The organism is Fibrivirga algicola (genome assembly GCF_011742925.1).
GTDB lineage: Bacteria > Bacteroidota > Bacteroidia > Cytophagales > Spirosomataceae > Fibrella > Fibrella algicola.
In genome coordinates this window covers 89,347-108,990 of sequence record NZ_WAEL01000005.1, presented here as the reverse complement: position 1 = coordinate 108,990, position 19,644 = coordinate 89,347, and the positions used below count along the sequence as shown (strand labels likewise).

Annotated in this window: 12 protein-coding genes; 7 read left to right on the top strand and 5 right to left on the bottom strand. The window is 54.6% G+C overall.

Annotation, left to right across the window (positions count from 1 at the left end):
* Nucleotides 1-222 precede the first annotated feature (222 nt).
* Complete coding sequence (locus F7231_RS14580) at nt 223-2,790, bottom strand: TonB-dependent receptor (RefSeq protein WP_166692429.1); 2,568 nt, start codon at nt 2,788-2,790, stop codon at nt 223-225.
* 371 nt (nt 2,791-3,161) lie between these two features.
* On the opposite strand from F7231_RS14580, the gene F7231_RS14575 reads away from it, so the two are divergent.
* From F7231_RS14575 to F7231_RS14555, 5 genes are all read left to right on the top strand, one after another.
* Nucleotides 3,162-3,674, top strand: a complete 513-nt coding sequence (locus tag F7231_RS14575; RefSeq protein ID WP_166692428.1) for a YdeI/OmpD-associated family protein — start codon at nt 3,162-3,164, stop codon at nt 3,672-3,674.
* Between the two features lie 108 nt (nt 3,675-3,782).
* On the top strand, nt 3,783-4,970 hold the full coding sequence (locus tag F7231_RS14570; protein ID WP_085411508.1) for a glycosyltransferase family 2 protein: 1,188 nt from the start codon (nt 3,783-3,785) through the stop codon (nt 4,968-4,970).
* Nucleotides 4,967-5,872, top strand: a complete 906-nt coding sequence (locus F7231_RS14565) for a glycosyltransferase family 2 protein (protein WP_085411509.1) — start codon at nt 4,967-4,969, stop codon at nt 5,870-5,872. The genes F7231_RS14570 and F7231_RS14565 overlap by 4 nt, the downstream gene beginning before the upstream one ends.
* Before the next feature lie 28 nt (nt 5,873-5,900).
* Nucleotides 5,901-7,343 carry an O-antigen ligase family protein gene (locus F7231_RS14560; protein WP_085411510.1) on the top strand — a complete coding sequence of 481 codons (1,443 nt, stop codon included), beginning with the start codon at nt 5,901-5,903 and terminating at the stop codon, nt 7,341-7,343.
* 37 nt (nt 7,344-7,380) lie between these two features.
* On the top strand, nt 7,381-8,598 hold the full coding sequence (locus tag F7231_RS14555) for a glycosyltransferase (RefSeq protein ID WP_166692427.1): 1,218 nt from the start codon (nt 7,381-7,383) through the stop codon (nt 8,596-8,598).
* Here the strand turns inward: F7231_RS14555 and F7231_RS14550 are convergent.
* From F7231_RS14550 to F7231_RS14540, 3 genes are read right to left on the bottom strand one after another with little or no spacing between them, the layout of a single operon-like run.
* Nucleotides 8,573-9,526, bottom strand: a complete 954-nt coding sequence (locus F7231_RS14550; RefSeq protein ID WP_166692426.1) for a hypothetical protein — start codon at nt 9,524-9,526, stop codon at nt 8,573-8,575. The genes F7231_RS14555 and F7231_RS14550 overlap by 26 nt on opposite strands.
* A gap of 15 nt (nt 9,527-9,541) precedes the next feature.
* On the bottom strand, nt 9,542-10,717 hold the full coding sequence (locus F7231_RS14545) for a glycosyltransferase (RefSeq protein ID WP_166692425.1): 1,176 nt from the start codon (nt 10,715-10,717) through the stop codon (nt 9,542-9,544).
* Entirely contained in the window at nt 10,683-11,462 is a 780-nt protein-coding gene (locus F7231_RS14540; RefSeq protein ID WP_166692424.1) for a 4'-phosphopantetheinyl transferase family protein, read from the bottom strand. Before F7231_RS14540 ends, F7231_RS14545 begins: the two co-directional genes overlap by 35 nt.
* Before the next feature lie 245 nt (nt 11,463-11,707).
* On the opposite strand from F7231_RS14540, the gene F7231_RS14535 reads away from it, so the two are divergent.
* The gene (locus F7231_RS14535; protein WP_208295615.1) at nt 11,708-13,852 is read left to right on the top strand and encodes a hypothetical protein; all 2,145 of its coding nucleotides are present in this window, start codon (nt 11,708-11,710) and stop codon (nt 13,850-13,852) included.
* Nucleotides 13,849-15,285, top strand: coding sequence for an MOP flippase family protein (locus F7231_RS14530; RefSeq protein ID WP_166692423.1), 1,437 nt, complete (start codon nt 13,849-13,851; stop codon nt 15,283-15,285). The genes F7231_RS14535 and F7231_RS14530 overlap by 4 nt, the downstream gene beginning before the upstream one ends.
* A gap of 116 nt (nt 15,286-15,401) precedes the next feature.
* Here F7231_RS14530 and F7231_RS14525 read toward each other — a convergent pair whose 3' ends face one another.
* Nucleotides 15,402-19,547, bottom strand: coding sequence for a non-ribosomal peptide synthetase (locus tag F7231_RS14525; protein WP_166692422.1), 4,146 nt, complete (start codon nt 19,545-19,547; stop codon nt 15,402-15,404).
* Nucleotides 19,548-19,644 lie beyond the last annotated feature (97 nt).

Below are 19,644 nucleotides of genomic sequence, written 5' to 3'. Positions count from 1 at the left end.
TTTAATCGATAAATGCAAAATAGGCGAAAGATCGGGAGTCTTTCAGCACCGGTTAATTAGCCATTTGGGGCTGGGGTACCCACACACGTGTTTTGTCATCCTACCGGGCGGCAGAATGACAAAACACAGACGGGTTTAATGTTGACAATCTGTCAGGGCTAACCGGCAGACGGGTCTTGGGTACGTTGCGGAGTAACTGCCCCGAATGCACCTGGTCTGGCATTAATAGGAGAAGCGTAAGGTGACGCCGTACGTGCGTTGGTCGCCCAGCACAGCGGCGTATTGACCAGCATTACCAGCGGCTGGCAACAGTTGTTCGAAATAGTTTTGATCGAGGAGGTTGCGAGCCCATATGAATGCCGACACGCCATTCGACGCCCGGAAGCCAGCCCGTGTATTGAGTAGCGCATACCCATCGATATTGAGGTATTTTGAAGGCGACGGACTCGACGAGAACGACGAGCGGTAATACGTGTCTGCCGCGAAGAAGAACCGGCCACTCTGGCTAAGCAACTTACCAGCGCTGGTTACCTCAGCACCCAACGTACCTGCCCATTTCGAAATACCGGGCAATGCTCCACCCGAAATATCCTTGAACGCCGATTCTGCCCCTGTTTCTTCCAGCGGAACCGGCGCATTTTTAAACGATATGTATTTGCCATCTGTATAGGCAAGGGCCGCATTGAGCGAGAACGCATTGTTGATCCGAAGGCTACCGTCGAGTTCAACACCCATTACCCGTACCCGCTCAGCATTGGCCAGATACCCCCGGTTCACGCCCACTTCAGCCGTTTGAACCTGCGTCTGGAAATCCCGGATGTTTGTGTTGTACAGCGTAACGTTCAACGTAGCGCCGGGCAGCGGCCTGGTTTTTACCCCGGCTTCTACGTGGCTTACGTATTCAGGTTTGATGCGCGCCAGATCGATCAGCACCGCGCCATTCGCCGTTGGCAAACCGCCAAGGTTTACACCCACCGGCTTATAGCTGTTTGCATACGTCACGAAGGCATTCAGTTGCTTACCGGCCCGGTAGGCCACCGTCACCTGCCCCGACAGGTTATTTTCTTTTACGTTTGTTGTGAACGCCTGATTGGTATAAACGGCGTTCTTCAACGCCAGTAGAGCCGGGTCGGTAGTCTGCAGGCCACCGTAGGTTTGCCGGCTGTAATTCACGTCTTTTTCGTCGTAGTTGTACCGAATGCCAGGCAACAGGTGCAGACGGGGCGTAATAGCCCAGTCGGCCTGACCGAAAACGGCACCGCCAAAGCTTTTTAGTCGCGAGGTAGTCCGGATACCAAAGCCGTCAAAGAGGCCGGGCGTTTTCCACAGGGCACTGGTCGAACTCTGCGAAAAGCGCCACTGAGCTGCGCCCGATTCTTCCGTATGCACGGGGTCAGTGATGAGGTCTTGCCCAATGGCAAACAGCCCCACAACGCCACTCAGGCGCGCCGACACATTGCCGGCATACCGAACTTCCTGCGTCCATTGCTCATGCCGCGACGTAGCCGCCGATTTCGACAGCACAGGCAGGCCGGTAAAGTCGCGGTCGTTTGATGGGTCCCAATTCCAGTAGCGCCAGGCAGTAGTTGCCGTTAACGTACCTGTACCCAGCTTGGCGTCGACATTGAGCGATACACCACCCAGCTGATTCCCCGACCGCCAGGGCGTATCGTGGTCGATCAGCCGGTCGAATGGATTCTGGCTGGGCAGCTTATAATTGAGATCAGCAATGATCTGGTTGAATTGCCGGTAGGCGGGTCGTAGCGTGGGGGCAACCCCAGCAATTACCTGCGCGTAGCCGTTCGGCTTCTGGCTCGATGCATCGCCGGTCAGGGTGATGTTTACTTTTTCGGTGGGCGTGTAGAGCAGTTTACCCCTGAAACCAAGGTTATTGATATCGTTGACCGACTGCTGCGTTACGACGTTGTAGAGCAGGCCGTCGCGCTGCGTACCCGAAAAAGATACCCGTGCGGCCAGTTTCTTGCTCAACGGACCAGTAATTGAGGTTTTCGCCTGAATGTAGCCGTAATTACCGTAGCTAACCTCAAAATTGGCACCCGGCTCGAAACTTGGGGCCCGGGTGGTGATGTTGAAAGCACCGGCCGTTGTGTTCTTACCGAAGAGCGTTCCCTGAGGGCCCCGCAACACTTCAATCTGCTCAATGTCGATAAAGTCGAGCGTGGTGGCAGCGGGACGGGCAAAATAAACGCCGTCGACATAGAAACCTACCCCGGGGTCAACGCCATCGTTGGTCAATCCGAATGTTGAACCAAGTCCACGAATGTTGAGCGTTGTGTTACGCGGATTCGATGAATAGAGCTGCACCGTAGGTACCAGCTCTTTCAGGCGGTTCACGTTGAAAGCGCCGGCATCTTCGGCCCGCACGCCACCTATCACCGAAATGGGAATAGGCACGTCCTGCGCCGACTCCTGCCGCCGCCGCGACGTGATGACCACGTCTGACAATTGGCTGGTTCCTTCTTCCAGCTTAATTTCTACGTTATTCTCACTTAGGAGAACCTCGGTTGTTTTGTACCCAACAAACGAGACCACAACCGTGAACGGAAGCTTCTGACCAGTCAACAGGGTAAATTGCCCCTCTTCGGTGGTCGAGGCTCCGTTGGTTGTGCCTTTGATGGCCACCGTGGCACCAATCAGTTTCTTATTCGTGCGGGCATCGATCACCTTCCCGGATACTGTAGCGTTGATAACAGGCGCATTCTGTGCCGACAATAGTAAGGGCAGCAGCAGGGCTCCAAGCAAAAACGTTGATTTTAGAACTTGTTTCATTGGTACTGGTATGTAGTGTGTTTCATGCGTGACACCGGAACTTCCCCGGCCGAAATCTGTACTCGCTTTGATTACTCCCTATTCCAGATAGACTATTAGTACTTATATCCTATTGACTTAATAGAGTTTACAAATTAAGTATTCACCAAATCATGAATCCAAGCCGAATGGTTCGCTTGTCTGCTGATACCTCAATAATTCTTGCTGTGTCTACATAAATTCTATGCAAAAGACAATTTAGTCTACCAATTAACTTGTCCAACGCGGTTAACATCCAGCAGAAGCCTTGTCGAACTAAGAGTATTCGATAGCCTACAAGAGCGTATATTTCGGTTCGGTACATAGACGCAAGCCAGATTTCCACCATTCCCATGCCTACCTCGTTCACAGCAACTCTCCTGAAATACGGCCCGAACGGCGAAAAAACCGGTTGGACGTATATTGCTATTTTGAGCGAATTGGCTGAATCGCTTAAACCGGGCCAACGTACCTCGTTCCGTATAAAAGGGTGGCTGGACACATACCCACTTCGGCAAGTGGCCCTGATTCCCATTGGCGACGGTACGTTTGTGTTGCCCGTTAATGCTACTATGCGCCGGGCCATTCGCAAGGAGGAAGGTGCTACGGTGCATTTATCCATTGAGGTAGATGATGAGCCGTTTACTCAATCGGCCGACTTACTAGCCTGCCTCGCCGATGACCCGGACGCACAGGCCTACTACGATTCGTTGCCACCGGGCCATCAGCGTTATTACACCAACTGGATCGAGAGTGCGAAAACGGCCAACACAAAGGCCAAGCGAATTACGCAGGCCATTACCGGTTTTTTGATGGGTATGGGTTACAGCGAAATGATCCGGTATTACAAGAACCGGGAAACGTAATTGGTGAGGCACTTCACCACTATGGGTGTTACCAAACCAGCCATTTCACGTCTAAATAGCTGAACGTACGAGCCAACAGCGCCTTGACAGACGCCGTTGGTTACTCCCATGCAAACAGTTTTCCAGCTACTTGTTGGTCTCTTTTTCGGTTTTCTGGCCCTCAACACGCTACATTACCTCTTCTACGCCCTCATGGGCCGTCTGGGCCGGGCCGACGATGTAACGCCCCCGCACGATGCAGCGGCGGCCGGCATCTCCTACCGACGCATTGCCGTACTGGTGCCGGCTTACAAAGAAGACGCCGTCATTTTGGAATCAGTGCAGGCCAACCTCAAACAGGATTACCCACGCAGCCAGTACGACCTAATCGTTATTGCCGATTCATTTCAGCAACACACCCTCGACGCGCTGGCGACCCTGCCTGTGCGGGTGCTGCCCGTTTCGTTTGAGGTCTCGACGGTAACAAAGGCGCTCAATGCCGCGTTGGGTACGCTGTCGACCAGCGAATATGACATTGTGGTGGTAGCCGATGCCGACAACCATCTGGCCAGCGACTTCCTGAGCCGGGTCAACGTCGCCTTTGCGCAGGGATGGCGCGCCATTCAGGGGCATCGGGTAGCCAAAAACACCAATACCCGCGTGGCCGTTCTCGATGCGGTCAGTGAAGAGATCAACAATCACATTGCCCGCAAAGGATACCGGGCGGTAGGCGTCTCGGCCACTATCATCGGGTCGGGCATGGCCGTAGACCTGGGTCTGATGAAAGCCGCCATGGACAACTTGACCACCATCGGCGGGTTCGATAAAGAACTGGCTATGAACCTGGCCGTGGGCGGACACAAGATCGGTTACCTTGAAAAAGCGTACGTGTACGACGAAAAGGTGGCCAAACGGGCAGTATTCGAACAGCAACGTACCCGCTGGATTGCGGCGCAGTGGCAGTTTGTGGCCGATTATTTTCCGCTCGGCATGCGTAGTCTGCTGACCGGGCGCTGGCTCAGCGGGATTAAGTTGGTACAAGAATTAGCCCTGCCGAAGGTGTTGTTGCTGGGAATCCTGCTGCTCACCACGGTCGTATGTCTGCTGGCCGGGCACGTACCCACGTTGCTCATGGCTATTGGGCTGCTGCTGGCGCTGTTCCTCAGCCTGGCGCTGTCGATTCCCGGTTACCTCTGGAAACGGCTCTCCATTCGCGATCTGGGTGTGGTAGTTGCCTTAATGGTGAGCTTCGGGCGGGCGCTGTTCAATATGCGCAAGGCATTCAAATCTTTTATGCACACGCCCCACAACGCATGAATTCGGCCTTCCCCCTGATTTCGCTGGTCACGATCAATTATAACCAGGCCGAGATGACCCGGCTCTTTCTGGAATCGGCGCGGAAGCTGACGTACCCGGCTTTTGAAATCATTGTGGTCGACAACGCATCAATTCCCGCTTTGAGCACGCAGGTCGACCTGGCGCAGTACCCGTTTGTGCGGCTTGTTCGGAGTGAGCAGAATCTGGGTTTTACCGGGGGGAACAACCTTGGGATAGAGGCCGCAAAAGGCGACTACTTTTTTATCGTCAACAACGATACCGAGCTGGAAGCCAATTTATTGACCGAACTCATCAAACCCTTCCTGCAAGACCCCAGGGTAGGTGTGGTGTGTCCTAAGATCCGGTTTTTCGATACGCCTAACCTCGTGCAGTTTGCGGGGTACGGCCCCATGAACATGTTTACCGGAACGGCTCATCTGGTAGGGTTCAACCAGCCCGACGGCCCGCAGTTCGACCAGCCGGGTACGTCGCCGTTTGCCCACGGATGTGCCATGCTCGTAAGTCGGACGGTGGTGAACCGGGTAGGGCGGTTTGCTGACCGCTTCTTTCTGTACTACGAAGAACTCGACTGGTCGCAACGTATTCGTACTGCGGGCTTCTCCATTCAGTACCAGCCCACCGCCACCATCTGGCATAAAGAGTCGGCTTCGGTAGGTCGGGAAAGCACCATCCGCACCTATTACATGACCCGCAACCGTATTCTGTTCATCCGGCGGCATGGTTCTCTGGCCGAACGGGTGTTCTTTTACGGTTTTTTTGCTGTGGCCGTACTGCCTAAGCATGTAGCTTCCTATGTGCTCAAGGGCAGGTTCGAACATGCCGGTGCTTTTTTGAAAGCGACGCTCTGGAACCTGCAAAACGGTTCGGCCTCTGCTGTCTGATACCACTACCCCGAAACTAGGTTAAGTCTTGCTCGATCAACTCACCCTATTGACCAACCGATGGCGGTATAACCCGTGGCTATACGGCGTGGCAGGCCTTGCCTTGGCGGTGCTGGCGGGGTTGCTCATTGCGAAGCTGGGCATTCTGGGCGGTCTGCTGTTCATTGCTTTGCCCCTCGGCCTGGCGTTGCTGGCCGGGATACTGACAGAACCCAAAATCGGTTTATACGTTTACGTGAACCTGAGCTTCCTGATTGGCGCGGCGCGTTTTCTGGACGGTGACCTTCAGGTAGGCCTCGGCCTCGACGGGCTGCTGGTGCTCACGTTTGCAGGTACGTTGCTCAACGCCCGTCGAATGGCATGGGGCCGCTTGAAAAACCCGGCCTTCTTTCTGGTGGTCCTCTGGGTAGTGTATGTCAGCCTTTCCTACTTCAATCCGGCTTCGCCCCACCCACCCGCCTGGTTCTACCACGCCCGGTCGTTTGCGTTAAGCTGGCTCTTCATCGCGGTTATTGTACTGGTGAACCCCATTACGCGGCAAGATGTGTGGCTGCTAGTTAAGACCTGGATTGTATGGTCTATTCTGGCGGCCCTGTGGGGCTTTAAGCAGCAATACATTGGCCTGGAGCAGGCTGAGCTGAACTGGTTGGCGGCGGGCGGGGCACGTACCCACATCTTATGGGGTCAGCTGCGCAGTTTTTCGTTTTACTCCGATGCGGGGCAGTTTGGCTCTGAAATGGCAGGCGTTACGCTGATTTGCCTCATTTTGCTCATGGCCGAACGCCGTTGGTACTACTGGGCACTTTACAGCATACTTATCCTGCTGATTTTCTGGGGGTTCGCTGTGTCCGGAACGCGGTCGGCTCTGTTTGTACTCATTGGTGGCTTTGGTGCCTTTATTGTGTTGCAGCGGAAGATGATGCCTATCATTCATAGCGCGATCGTTGGTATTCCTATTTTTTGCATCCTTTATTTCACCCACCTCGGCGACGGCGTCTATCAGATTTACCGGATCCGAACGGCACTGCATCCCACCAAGGATGAATCGTTTCTGGTACGGCTCGAAAACCAGGAGCGCCTGCGGGGCTATTTAAAAGACCTGCCATTTGGTGCGGGCATTGGCAGTTCATCGGGCGCGGGTGCCCGGTTTTCGCCCTGGCACTGGGCTTCGCAGATTCCACCCGACAGCTGGTACGTCATGCTCTGGATCGAAACGGGCGTTGTTGGCCTGAGTCTGTACCTGTTTGTGCTGGCCGGCATCATCCTGACGGGTATCTGGAAAGTCTGGCAGTTGAAAGATCCGTGGCTTACTACTTTGATGCTGGTATTACTCAGCGAATTCATCGGCATTTGCGTGGTCAGCTACTCGAACCCGATTCTTGGGCAGTTTCCCACCAGCACACTGGTGTATATCAACTCCATGCTCTTCGCCTCGGCCACGCGCTGGGAGCAGAAAACTGTGAACGTATAACCAGTTTCCCTACCAACTGATAACGCAGTCAATGACCATGCCCCCCTTCGACAGTATCATTTGCGTAGGCCAGACCACCTGGGAAGGCGATTTTCAGAAAGCTGTGGTGCAACTCATGTGCGAGCTGTCGGTTCGGCACCGGGTGTTGTATGTCGATTACCAGCACACGGCCAAAGACGTACTCATGGCGGCAATGGGGCGTCAAAAAGACGTACCTGTCCGGTCTGTTCTCCGGCTCGGCAATCCGCTGACGACCAAGCCGGGAAAGGCCGGTAGCCTGGTGCACGTTTGGCAACCACCCGTTATGCTGCCTATTAATTTCCTGCCCGCTGGCCTGCACGACAGCCTGCTGCCCCTGAATGCCGACCGGCTGGTTTCGGGGCTGCGGGGGGTAATGAAGACACTGGGCTTCAAAAAACCGCTGGTAATCAATGGCATGCATCCGGTACTGGGCCGGGCCATGCTGGGCAAGCTGAACGAAGCAGGCACGATTTATTACTGCTTCGACGAGATCACCATCTCTAAATGGATGAGCAAGCATGGCGGCCGTCACGAACCCGACTACCTCCGCCGGGTCGACGCCGTGGTGACTACTTCCGAACCGTTGCGACAAACCAAGTCGAGCCTGCAGCCGAACGCTTTTTGCGTGAAGAATGGCGTCAATTTTCCGCTATTCAATCAGGTGCGGCAGTTGATCGAACAGCGCCCGGCAACCAGGCCAGTTGTGGGGTACCTCGGCACCGCCGACGATCGGTTGAACGTCGACATCATCGAGCATTGCGTGAAAACGATGCCTGACGTGGTGTTCCAGTTTATTGGCGAGATAAAAGAGCCGGCCATTCTACAACGGCTGAGCGAATTCACGACGGGGACGTCGCCCAACGTGGTATTTACGCCACCGCACCAGCCCGCCGACCTGCCTGCCGTACTGGCGGGGTTATCGGCGGCCATGATTCCGTTCGCATGCAATGCCCATACGTACACGATCTATCCACTCAAGATCAACGAATACCTGGCGGGTGGGTTACCCGTAGTATCAACGCCTTTCTCGATTCTCGACGATTTTGCGGGCATTGTTGACCTAGCCGATACCCCGGAAGCCTTTGCCGCCGCTCTTCGCCACGCCCTTACCGATCAGGCACCCGAGCGCATTCAGGCCCGTGTCGACATGGCTCAGGCAAACTCCTGGGCACACCGCGCCGACGAGTTCGAGACCGTTTTTGAATCGCTTAGTACTGATCCTCAACGTACCTGAACAATTCACTACGGTTTCGGGCGTGCAGAATTTTAGCACCCGACAGTGCCGGAAACAGATTCGTGTATTCGTCGAAATCATGCTCGAAGCCGCCGCCCGGGTGCGACAGCAACGTGTTGATACCGCCGAAGCAACTCGCCAGGGCCGCCGTACCGCCATGCATCGATATAAACCGGTCGCAATTGGCGTACACCATCAGTTGCAGGTGGTTGAAGTTGTCGACCCGTGCTTTGTGCTGATCGAAGAGGTCGTTCATCAGCAGCACTTCCGGGTGGTTGTCTCGTAGCCAGGCGTGTTCGCCCAGGTCCATGATTTCACTGTTATCATTTACAATCTGCCCGCCCAGCGGCCGGTTGTAAATGATCTGATACCGGCCTTTCAGCGTACCAATCAGGTGATCGAGCGCTGGAATGTCCAGGAAGTTAATGGGCGGCTTATCCCACTCGATATTGTACTTATTGGCAATCACCAGCAGCGGCTTATCGTAAACAAACAAGTCATTTCGGTACTGCTGCTTAAACGGCACCGGCGCCCATTTCGAGAAATCGTAGGCGGGCGCGTGGGTCATGTTCGGAATGCTGTAGTTGCCGTAACCCGCCTGCCATACCCGCTTGTCGTGCTTCTCGACATGATCGGGACTGAAGAAATAAAATGGACGGGTGTTTTTAGCCGAAATCGTTTGTTGCAGCGTGCCGTTCAGGTAATGCCAGTAAGCAAATGGCATGGCGTAGCGTACTTCCTGATCAAACTCACCATAAAACTCAATCACTTTGTACGGCTTTTTCGTCATGAAATCGGCTTTCCAGAAACGAATTTGGCTAAGACGAGCAAAGTAGTTATCGCGCACGAAGTACCGCAGATCGGGCCGGTAATGCGGGTACCGTACCGCCGCCACTACGTACAGAAATTTAAGAACCAGTTTTTGCATGCAGCCAGAGGCAGATTAAAGAGTGGGCATCGCCATGGAAGCCTTTCCAATTTGGCCAGTGAGTTGGCGATAAATCTGTGCGACATCGCTGGCCATGCTTACAGCGTCATAACCAGTCAATACCGTTTGCCGGGCTGCCCTACCCAGCTGCGACCGAAGCGCTGGGTTATTGCCGAGTCGCTGTATGGCCGTGACAAGCTGTCTGGTGAGGTCATTCAACTCGATGAGCAGTCCGTTCTGGCCGTCGGCAATGAGTTCGGTGGTGCCATCGGTCTTCGAGGCAATAATGGCTTTACCCATGCTCATAGCCTCCAGCAGCGCAATAGACAGGCCTTCCCAAAGCGAGGGTAGCACGTAGATATCGGCAGCCGCCAGCACCGCCGGCACATCCTGCCGGAACGGGAGCAGCGTAATCTGATTTTTGCAGGGCAACTGAGCCAGTAACGCCAGTGCTTCGGCCCGCTGTTCGCCATCGCCAACCATCAACAGGTGCAGGTTCGGGTTCTGCGCAGCTAGCTGCGCAAAGGCGTTGAGTAAGGCCAATGGTTGTTTCTGGTGCGTAAACCGGGCCACGAACACGAGTAGCACCGCAGCCGGATTGATGCCTAGTTCAGCCCGAATATCCGGGAACGCCCGCGACGGATCGAAGCGGCGGGTGTCGATCCCGTTGTTGATCACTACCGACTCGAAAGCAGGCATTAACTTTTGGCCCGTTTGCTGGTTTGATGCCGATACCGAGATCGTTTTGGCTGCTTTACGGATCAGCAACTGTTCGCCAGCCGTCCGTATCTGCCGAACAAGATAGGGTTGATCATCGTGAAAACTCCAGCCGTGTACCGTGTAAATGAGCGGTAACTGCAGCTGTCCCGCGGCCCAGAACACGTTGGATGCCGCACGGGTACCGTGCGCATGAACCAGATCAATCCGCTGCTGCTCAATAAATGTTCGAACAGCTTTCCACTTGGTCACGTCGAACGGGCGGGTTGTGCCAATCACGGTCACCGGCACCTGCATTTTCTGCAACCGGTCGATCATAGGGCCTTCCGTAAAGGAAAGCACCACGGGCTCGAACTCCGTTCTGTCGAGATTATTGACCAGGTCGAGCAGGTGAGACTCCCCACCCCCTATCTGACCCTGCCGGATCGTTTCAAGTATTCTAATTTTCCGCCCCATTGTGTGGTGAATAAGCAAAATCGAGCTGGGTCGTGTCGATTGTGAAAAAGCGAGATACCGTTACGCCTTCCGGGCAGGCAACCGCTCCAACGTACCCATCTGACACCAAAAAGCTCATTGTCCGCCAGGTTTCAACCCCGGCTAACTGGTCAGATTCAACCTTGTATATCCCTTTTGACGATGAAATGCACGTCAGGTCATTGATAAGCCCTTCGCCGGTAGCTTTTAGCAGGCTCTCTTTTCGGGTCCAGAAGGTATAGAACAGCGTTCGGGGGTCTGCGCTGGCGGCTAAACAGGCCTGATCGTCGGCGTCAAACATAATTGGAATAAGGTCTTGATACGGCCAGTCTGGGTTTATCCACTCCACATCGATGCCCACAGGTACGTACCCAACGGCCAGTACTACCCACTCGCCCGCATGCGACACGTTCACCTGCCAGTCGACCTGCGATGCCACCGGGAATACCAGCTCCGGTTTTCCAAACGGACCCGTCAGCAAGTCAATCTGGTTGGGAGGCGTTTGGGTAAGCTGTCCTGCCACCAGTCGAAGCAGACCACGACCGGCAGTAAACCGCTGTTTATCAGCCAATTGAACAAAGCGATTGGCTCGTTCTTTTTCGGTTAGGCTGAGTAGCCCGTAAAATCGAGATTGATCGGCAGAATTTATACGATAGCGCACCACTGCAATTAACGACGGTTGCAACTCGCTGGACCAGCGTTCCCACTGTACATCTACGGGATTAATGGGCGAACGTTCTGACATGGTGCATTATATGCGGGTGGATTACGTGACGAAGCGAATGAGGTTGGGTCTAAATTAATACGATAAACCGTAAGTATCATGGCCACCTTCGGGCAACAACCGGCCAGCGAAACCAGACGGCTACGCTGTCTACTCGCCTGTTCGGGAGGCGGCCAGCCCATTCTGATGTAGCCGCTCTGCCAACGTTTTCGACAGTTGCTACGTACTGTTGACGCACGCCCCCCTTCCCGACTTGTACCACACCAATGAAACGTCTGCTTTTTTTTCTGGCCGCTGCCCTGGGAATTGTGCTTCTCCTGGTGAATCGACCGAATAGCGTAGACGCTCATCCGCCCAAATTAGCCACCTTACTTCCGTCCAGCGCTTTCGATACCAGCGGCCGCATTCCCATCGACGCCACGCGGTGGTACCAGGTCATCAATAGCAGTAATGGATTGGAAGCGCTTTTCGACGGCGTTACCGATGTGTCGGTCAACACCGGCTGGAGTAAAATGACCGACAGTTACGAAGCGTATTACCCCCTTCGGATCGGCGAGCAGATGACCATCGACCGGATTCGTCTCTTTGATTTCGCCGACCAGAACCTCGACAAGCCCATGACCCTGTCGATCATTACGGCTGATTGGCGGCGGATTCCAATTGCCCGGTTCATTGGCGATAAATACAACGAGTGGGTTGGCCCCGATCCCGCGCAACCAGGTACGTTCCGCCTGAAAACGCCCATAACAGGCGCCCGTTATTTACTCCTTCACACCTCGGGCGCCTATCCATCGGAGCTGGAACTGTATGGCCGCTACGTGCCGGGCGAGACATTGGCTAACAGACCACAGGTACGTCGAACGCCGTTTCGGCAGGCAGCGGGCGTTAACATGTTTGAGTGGAACATGGAGGATCCGGCACACGCGCTGGTGATCGACGAACGTCAGTTGCCAGCCATGCGCAGCTTTGCGGCGGTGCGGCATTACATGGATTGGGAAAAGCTGGAAGCCCGACCCGGTCACTACTCGTTTAACCCCACCCTCAGCGGGGGCTGGAACTACGATGCCCTATACGAACGACTGAAGGCCGAGCAGATCGACGTGCTGGCCTGCCTGAAAACCATTCCCAAGTGGCTCGAAAACCTGTACCCGGCCGATCGGCGCAATTACAGCAACAACCCCGTGCGCTACGGCAGTGATCTGTCAAAACCAGCGTCTTACGTCGATCAGGCGCGGGTGGCCTTTCAATACATGGCCCGCTACGGCCATAACAAACGCATCGATCCCGCGCTGGTGTCGGTCACGACTGAGCATGACCATTGGCAACCCGTAAACCAGAAAAAAATCGGGCTGGGCCTGATCCGCTACATTGAGTGCGAAAACGAACGCGACAAAACCTGGCATGGCCGGCAGGGCTACCAGACTGCTCGTGAATATGCCGCCAACCTGTCGGCTTTCTACGACGGTCATAAACAGACGATGGGCCCCGAGGCCGGGGTAAAAAACGCCGATCCGTCGGTAACGGTGGTCATTGGCGGGCTGGCCGGCCACACCACCGATTACGTTCGGGCTATGGTTGACTGGTGCCGCGAGTTTCGGGGCTACCACCCCGATGGACGCGTGAACCTGTGCTGGGACGTAATTAATCACCACTTGTACGCCAACGACGCAGGTACGTCGCAGAGCAATAATGGAGCCGCCCAGCGGGGTGCCGCTCCGGAACTGGCAGGAGTCGGCCAGCAGGCGGCCGCGTTTGTGAAGCTGGCGCATGAACTCTGTAACGATATGCCCGTCTGGATTACCGAAGCAGGCTATGACACCAACCCCGGCAGCCCGTTTCGAGCCATCGCGATTGGGTCTAAATCAGTGGAGCAAACGCAGGCCGACTGGATACTGCGCACCGCCCTGCTGTACCTCCGCGTAGGCATCGACCGGGTTTTCTTCTACCAGATGTACGACGAAAATCCCGATGATCCTACGCAGTTTAGTTCTATGGGCCTCATTAACAAAAACAGAACCCGTAAGCCCGCCGCCGATTACCTTTTCCAGGCCACGCGGCTGATTGGCAATTATACCTATCAGGAAACGCTTCGCAGATCGGGCCCTACCCAGCCACTTGTTGACAGGTACACACTGGATTTGCCCAATCAGTTGACCCAAACGGCCTATGTCTTGATGATTCCTGACGAACGCAACCGTACTGGGTTTTACACCCTGCCAGTCCCTAAAGGCGATACAATTCAACTTTATATGCCCGCACCCCGACAGGAAACTATGACAAAACGCCTCCTTGTCAGTCTAAATGGAAATGTCTCTGTTCCTGTAAGCGAAACGCCTGTTTTTGTTCTGCTTTCACCCATCCGGCATGGTCGTCCTACTGCCAGTAAAGGCCCCTTAACTAGTAAACAATGAATACAAAAAGTGCGGCGATAAACGGGGGGAAATGGATCACCATTGCTACGGTGATTTCTACGGTATTCCAGTTTGGGCAGATGGTTGTGTTGGCCCGACTGCTCACTCCCGGTGATTTTGGGCTGGTAGCAGTCAGTAACCTGATCCTGAGCTTCTTTCAGCTTTTCACCAATCTGGGTTTCTCCAACTCGATCATATACAAGCAGGAAAGTGACCGATCGGTTCTGTCGACCATCTACCTGATGAACCTCACCCTAGGCCTACTGATTTTCGGTGTCATTCAGTTGGCAACGCCAGCCATTGTTGCCTTCAAGGAGGAGCCTAGACTGGAACGGGTATTGCATCTGTCATCGTGCTATTTCCTGATCGTTTACTTCGGGCAGATTTATCTGTTTTTGATGGAAAAGGAGCTACAGTTCCGCACCATCGCCCTCATCGAAATTGTGGGTACGTTCTTTGGCACGCTCACTACGCTGACACTGGCCTACAACGGCTACCATGAGCTGTCGCTGGTAATTGGGCAACTGGTCATGCAGGCCATTAAAACCCCGCTGCTGATCATCCTGGGCAGTTCGTTGTTTAAACCTGTCCTGCGCTTCACCTTTGATAAAGTCGGAGAGCACCTCCGGTTCGGCATTTTCAACCTTGGCGACGGTATTCTGGGCTATGTACAGTCAAACTACGATAACCTGTTTATCGGCTTTGTGCTGGGCAATGAAATGCTGGGCCTGTACACGCTTGCTTACCAGCTGGCCATCTTCCCGATCACCAAGCTAAACCCCATCATTCTGCAGGTTGCTTACCCGGTACTGGCCAAGATGCAGAATAACAACGACGAGTTAAAACGGCTCTATCTGAAAATTCTGGACATCCTGAGTTACTGTAATTTCCCATTGCTGGTTGGTCTTTTTCTGACGGCCGACAGTGTAGTTCCGCTGTTGTATGGACCCGGCTGGGAAGGCACAGTTGACCTCATCCGGATTTTTGTGTTTATCGGCATGATGATGTGCCTGAATCATCCTCTGTTTACGCTCGCCTTCACGAAGGGTAAGCCCAACCTCCTATTCTATCTGAATCTGGTTACGCTGGTGGTGAAGATCCCGCTGGTGTACTGGCTGGGTCGGCAATACGGCGTTACGGGGGCAGCCATGGCTTTTTTGCTTACCACGCTGTTTAACCTCATTCTCAACTTTGCCATTGTTCACTACCTGATTGGCAGTTTTATGGGCGTGTTTCTGCGTAATGTAGCGCGCCCAGTGCTATTTTGCCTGCTGATGGTTGGTGCTGTAACTGCCTACAAGGCATTTTTTGGGTATGAAGGTATCGTAAACGCCCTCAGCGAAATAGTTATTGGTGGCGCCATATACAGCGGCCTCACCCTTGCCTTCAAATTCTCGATCAGGGAGTTAAAACAGCTACGGCAAGCGTTGTAGAACCTCGCCGGCAAATCTGAGAAACAACCAATTGACGCTGCATTGTGCTGCCGGGTACGGTAGCACAATGCAGCGTCAATTTTTACTAATAAGACACAAACCAGGTCAGTGACGTGTTACCGCCCGTCCAGAACTGCCTGGAGCTTTTGGGCAAACTCCTTATCGTTGGGCGGGGCAAATATGTAGCTGTGCTCGCCGGGTACGTCGTGGACATGGACCCCCTTCAGGGCAAAGGCGCGCCAGCCGTAATACTCGTAATCATCCATGTAGAAGGTTTGCACCGTAGCCCGGAAAAGATGCACCGCTACGTCGGCCGGTCTCAGCCGAAACTCCGCCAGGGCTACATCGTTGATCGCTTCGATTTTGAAGCGAGTATCCAGGATGGCTTCCTGCTGCTGGGCCTGACCAAACTTAAGCTGCCAGTAGGCCCGAATAGCCATCCGAAGCAGTACTTTGTCAGGCCGGGTGCTGGACTTTAGCCACCAGTACTTCTTGATCAGCCGCCGGTCAATCGACTCCATCTTGTAGTTGACGCCCTGCCAGCCATGTTTAGCCAAAAACGACATTGTGTGGCTTACTTTATTACTCAACAAGGTCAGGCGTTGCTGCTTGCGCTGCCACCACGGGTTTTCATGGCCGGGATCATAGGCCCCAGCATCGAACAGTGCCACCAGTGCCACCTTTCTGCCCTGCTCAGTGAGCTGACGGGCCATCTCAAATGCAACAATACCGCCAAATGAAAACCCACTCAGTGAATACGGGCCAGACGGGTTGTGCTTGATGATTTCTTCGTTGTAATGCGCGGCCATGGACTCGATGCTGCGCAACGGCTCATCGACGCCATTTAGCCCTTTGGCCTGTAACCCATATACCGGTTGGTCGGGATGTAGATTTTGAGCCACAGCGTTGAACAGCAATACGTTAAGGCCAGCCCCATGCACAATATACAGCGGCTGACGCGTGCCGGTAGGCTTGATAGGCACCAGCGACTCCCATGATACGGGCTTGTCATCCTCCCGCACGAGGGCGGCCAGCGTGCGGATAGTCGGGTACTCGAAGAGCGAAGCCAGGGGTAACCGACGGCCCGTTTTTTCCTGCAGCCGGGCCATGAGCTGAACGGCCATGAGCGAGTGCCCACCCAGCTCGAAGAAATTATCGTCAAGGCCAATGCGGTCTCGGCTCAACACCTGACTCCAAAGTGCCGATAGCATTTGCTCTTCGGGCGTTTCCGGCTGTTGACTCAGAGGGATGGGTGCTGCCGTTGCCGCCGCAACACGCGTATTTGGCGGAGCAGGCAACGCTTTACGATCAATTTTACCGTTGGTGGTTACGGCAAACCGGGGCAGCAGCACGAAATCAGTCGGCAGCATATACTCGGGCAAGAGCTTAGCAGCCTGCTGACGCCAGGTCTTAGCCTGCTCGCTGCCGACGGCACTTACGCCGCTCTCACCGAAGCCACCAACCGGACTTTCTTCGGGCACAACGTAGGCCACCAGTCGCTGGTCGCCGGGCTGATCTTCACGAGCCGTTACCAGTACCTGTTTTATGCCGTCTAGTTGCACGAGCGTATGCTCAATCTCGCCCAACTCGATCCGGAAGCCCCTGATCTTGACCTGCTGATCAATTCGGCCCAGATAAACGATATCGGCCGTGCTGGGTGTGCCCCCGTTCAGATAACGGCCCAGATCGCCTGTGCGGTACAGCTTTTCGGGTTTGGCCGAAAAGGGATTGTCAATGAATTTTTCCGCCGTTAGCTCGGGCTGATTCAGGTACACGCCCGACACGCCTTCACCAGCAATACAGATTTCGCCCGGCTGACCTTCGGCAGCCTGCTGTCCGGTTTCGTCGATCAGGTATATCCGGGTGTTGGCAATGGCATGGCCAATGGTAATGCGCTCGTCGGTGGGCAGAATCTGCTTTCCGGTAGCGTATATGGTCGTTTCAGTGGGGCCGTAGTAGTTCCATAACTCGCGGCAGCAACCCCAGAGCGTCTGAGCCAGTTCGAGGGGTAAGGCCTCTGCACACGAGATAAGCCGCAGCCCAGCATGGCCCCGCCAGCCAGCCTCAAGCAGGAGCCGCAACGTAGCGGGTGTGGTCTGAATGAACGTAATAGACGGATCGTTGAGGCACTGGGCCAATGCTTCGCCATTCCGGGCGGTGGCCGGGTCGATCAGGAGGAGTTCGGCACCAACCAGCAGCGGCGTGTATAGTTCAACAACGGCCAAATCGAAGGCGATGGTTGCCAGGGCAATGGTCTTATCGGTGTTGGTCAGGCCAGGCTCACGGGCTATGCTGAAGAGCACATTGGCCACGCTGTGATGACGAATCAACGCGCCCTTTGGTCGGCCTGTGGTGCCGGATGTATATAGAATGTAGGCAATATCCTGACCAACGGGGCCCGCCTCCGGGGGCGTTACGGGATAGTGTTCCAGCGTTGGCCAGAGTGTTTCTACCAGCAGCTCACGCACGTTTGCCAACGCCAGGCGCCCCTGATGCGCCTTCGAGGTAAGCAGCACAGAACAACCCGCATCTGTCAGCACGTACGTGAGTCGGTCGGCCGGATGTTGCGGGTCGACAGGTACGTAGGCAGCACCGGTTTTAAGGATACCCAACATACCCGTCACCATCGGCAGCGACCGGTCTACAGCCAGGCCAACCCGATCGCCGGGCTTCACACCCTGCGCCAGCAACGCATGCGCCACCTGATTGGCCTGTTGCTCCAGTTCAGCATAAGTTAATGCTTCTTCTTTGAACCGAATAGCCACCTTATTGGGAAATTCCCGGGCGGTTTCGCTCAATAAAGTCGACAGTGGCTTTTCGCGCGGGTAAGGATACTCGTTGAACGGTGCAGGTACGTTCCCAGTGGCTTTACCCGTTAAAGCGATGCTTAGGTCGGCCAATGCTGCGTCGGGCTGCTGGGTAACGGCCAGTAGCAGATCAGCAAACGACTGGTGGAAGCGAGCAATGGTCTCGGGCCGGAACAGCTGCTGATTGTATGACCACAGCAACGTAAGTCCGCCCTCAGTACCAAGTGCATTGAGCGATAGCTCGAAATTTTCGAACGCGCGGGCATGCGTCAGCAATTGATGCGTGAGGCCGGAAAAATGTACGCCTTTATCGGGTTCCAGATCAACATTGAACACGACAGGCACCAGCGTAACGCGGGCCGGATCACGAGGAATGGCTAGTTGCCGTAGCAGGCTGCCAAATGTTAATGGCTGGTGTTCATAGGCATCTAGCTGAGCTGACCGTCGTTTGCGGAGATACTGTAGAAACGATTCCTGAGGCAGATAACGGCTTCGTAATGGGAGTAGATTGACACAGTGTCCTACCAACCCTGCCTGTCCAACTATAAGCTGGCCGGCCGTGGGTAACCCCAATACTATATCGTTTTGATGGGTGAGCTGATGGAGCCACAGTTCAAAAGCAGCCGTCAATGTACCCACCAGGCTGCTCGACGTGCGCAGGCCGAGTTGCCTAACGGCGTTGACCAACTCGGCACTAATGACCAATTCGGCCCGTCGGCTGGCGAAGGTGCGGGGTACTGACCGGGTAGTATCAGTGGGCAGGTTGAGCGTGGGTACGTTATCCCGAAACTGGTTAAGCCAATACCTCTCTATTTCCCGGTAATCGGTGTTGTCTGCCAGTTCCTGCTGCTCCATTGCGTAGTCAGCCAGTTGAGGCGCAGTAGCGAGTAATGGTTTTATCCCATGACTATAGGCCGAATAGAGCGTTCCTAATTCCTGCAGCAATACACCCGTCGACCAGCCATCGCAGATGATATGGTGGGCAGTTAGCGTAAATTGCCAGTCGGCAGCGGCTAATTTGGTTAAGCGAACCTGCACTAACGGGCCCGCCTGAAAATCGAACGGGAAACAGGCTTGCTGGTGAATATACTCCGCTAAATCATCCTGCTGTTCTGTCGGTGATTTATGAGTCAGATCATTGATCTCCAGGCCAATGGTTACTTCATCGGAAATGCACATCTGCTGCCCATCGGCACTGAACGTGGTTCTCAGGGCATCATGACGAGTAACCAATTCTGCCCATGCCTGGCTAAAAGCCTGTTGATTAAGCGGGCCCGTAAGCCGAAGCGAAATTGATTCATTATAGGCACAACTGGCAGCATCACCGCCCAGCTGGCAGGCAGTCCAGATTTCAAGTTGCGGTTGCGTCGTGGGTACTATCCGGGCAAGCTGAGGGCCGGCAAAGGGGTCAAAATCTGGGGCTGTACTGATAATCGAGGTAGTAGTTTCGCGCATCTTTACTCAGTTTGCATAAACCGGCAGCCCGTCGACAGGCTGCATTATACTCGCAAAAATCAAACCACTTAATCGATACGAACCTGTGAGGCCCCTT

What these genes read in the sequence shown, in the direction of transcription:
- F7231_RS14580 (WP_166692429.1), bottom strand. Translation starts at nt 2,790, where the DNA reads ATGAAACAAGTTCTAAAATCAACGTTTTTGCTTGGAGCCCTGCTGCTG.
- F7231_RS14525 (WP_166692422.1), bottom strand. Translation starts at nt 19,547, where the DNA reads ATGCGCGAAACTACTACCTCGATTATCAGTACAGCCCCAGATTTTGAC.
- F7231_RS14530 (WP_166692423.1), top strand. Translation starts at nt 13,849, where the DNA reads ATGAATACAAAAAGTGCGGCGATAAACGGGGGGAAATGGATCACCATT.
- F7231_RS14540 (WP_166692424.1), bottom strand. Translation starts at nt 11,462, where the DNA reads ATGTCAGAACGTTCGCCCATTAATCCCGTAGATGTACAGTGGGAACGC.
- F7231_RS14550 (WP_166692426.1), bottom strand. Translation starts at nt 9,526, where the DNA reads ATGCAAAAACTGGTTCTTAAATTTCTGTACGTAGTGGCGGCGGTACGG.
- F7231_RS14575 (WP_166692428.1), top strand. Translation starts at nt 3,162, where the DNA reads ATGCCTACCTCGTTCACAGCAACTCTCCTGAAATACGGCCCGAACGGC.
- F7231_RS14565 (WP_085411509.1), top strand. Translation starts at nt 4,967, where the DNA reads ATGAATTCGGCCTTCCCCCTGATTTCGCTGGTCACGATCAATTATAAC.
- F7231_RS14570 (WP_085411508.1), top strand. Translation starts at nt 3,783, where the DNA reads ATGCAAACAGTTTTCCAGCTACTTGTTGGTCTCTTTTTCGGTTTTCTG.
- F7231_RS14535 (WP_208295615.1), top strand. Translation starts at nt 11,708, where the DNA reads ATGAAACGTCTGCTTTTTTTTCTGGCCGCTGCCCTGGGAATTGTGCTT.
- F7231_RS14555 (WP_166692427.1), top strand. Translation starts at nt 7,381, where the DNA reads ATGCCCCCCTTCGACAGTATCATTTGCGTAGGCCAGACCACCTGGGAA.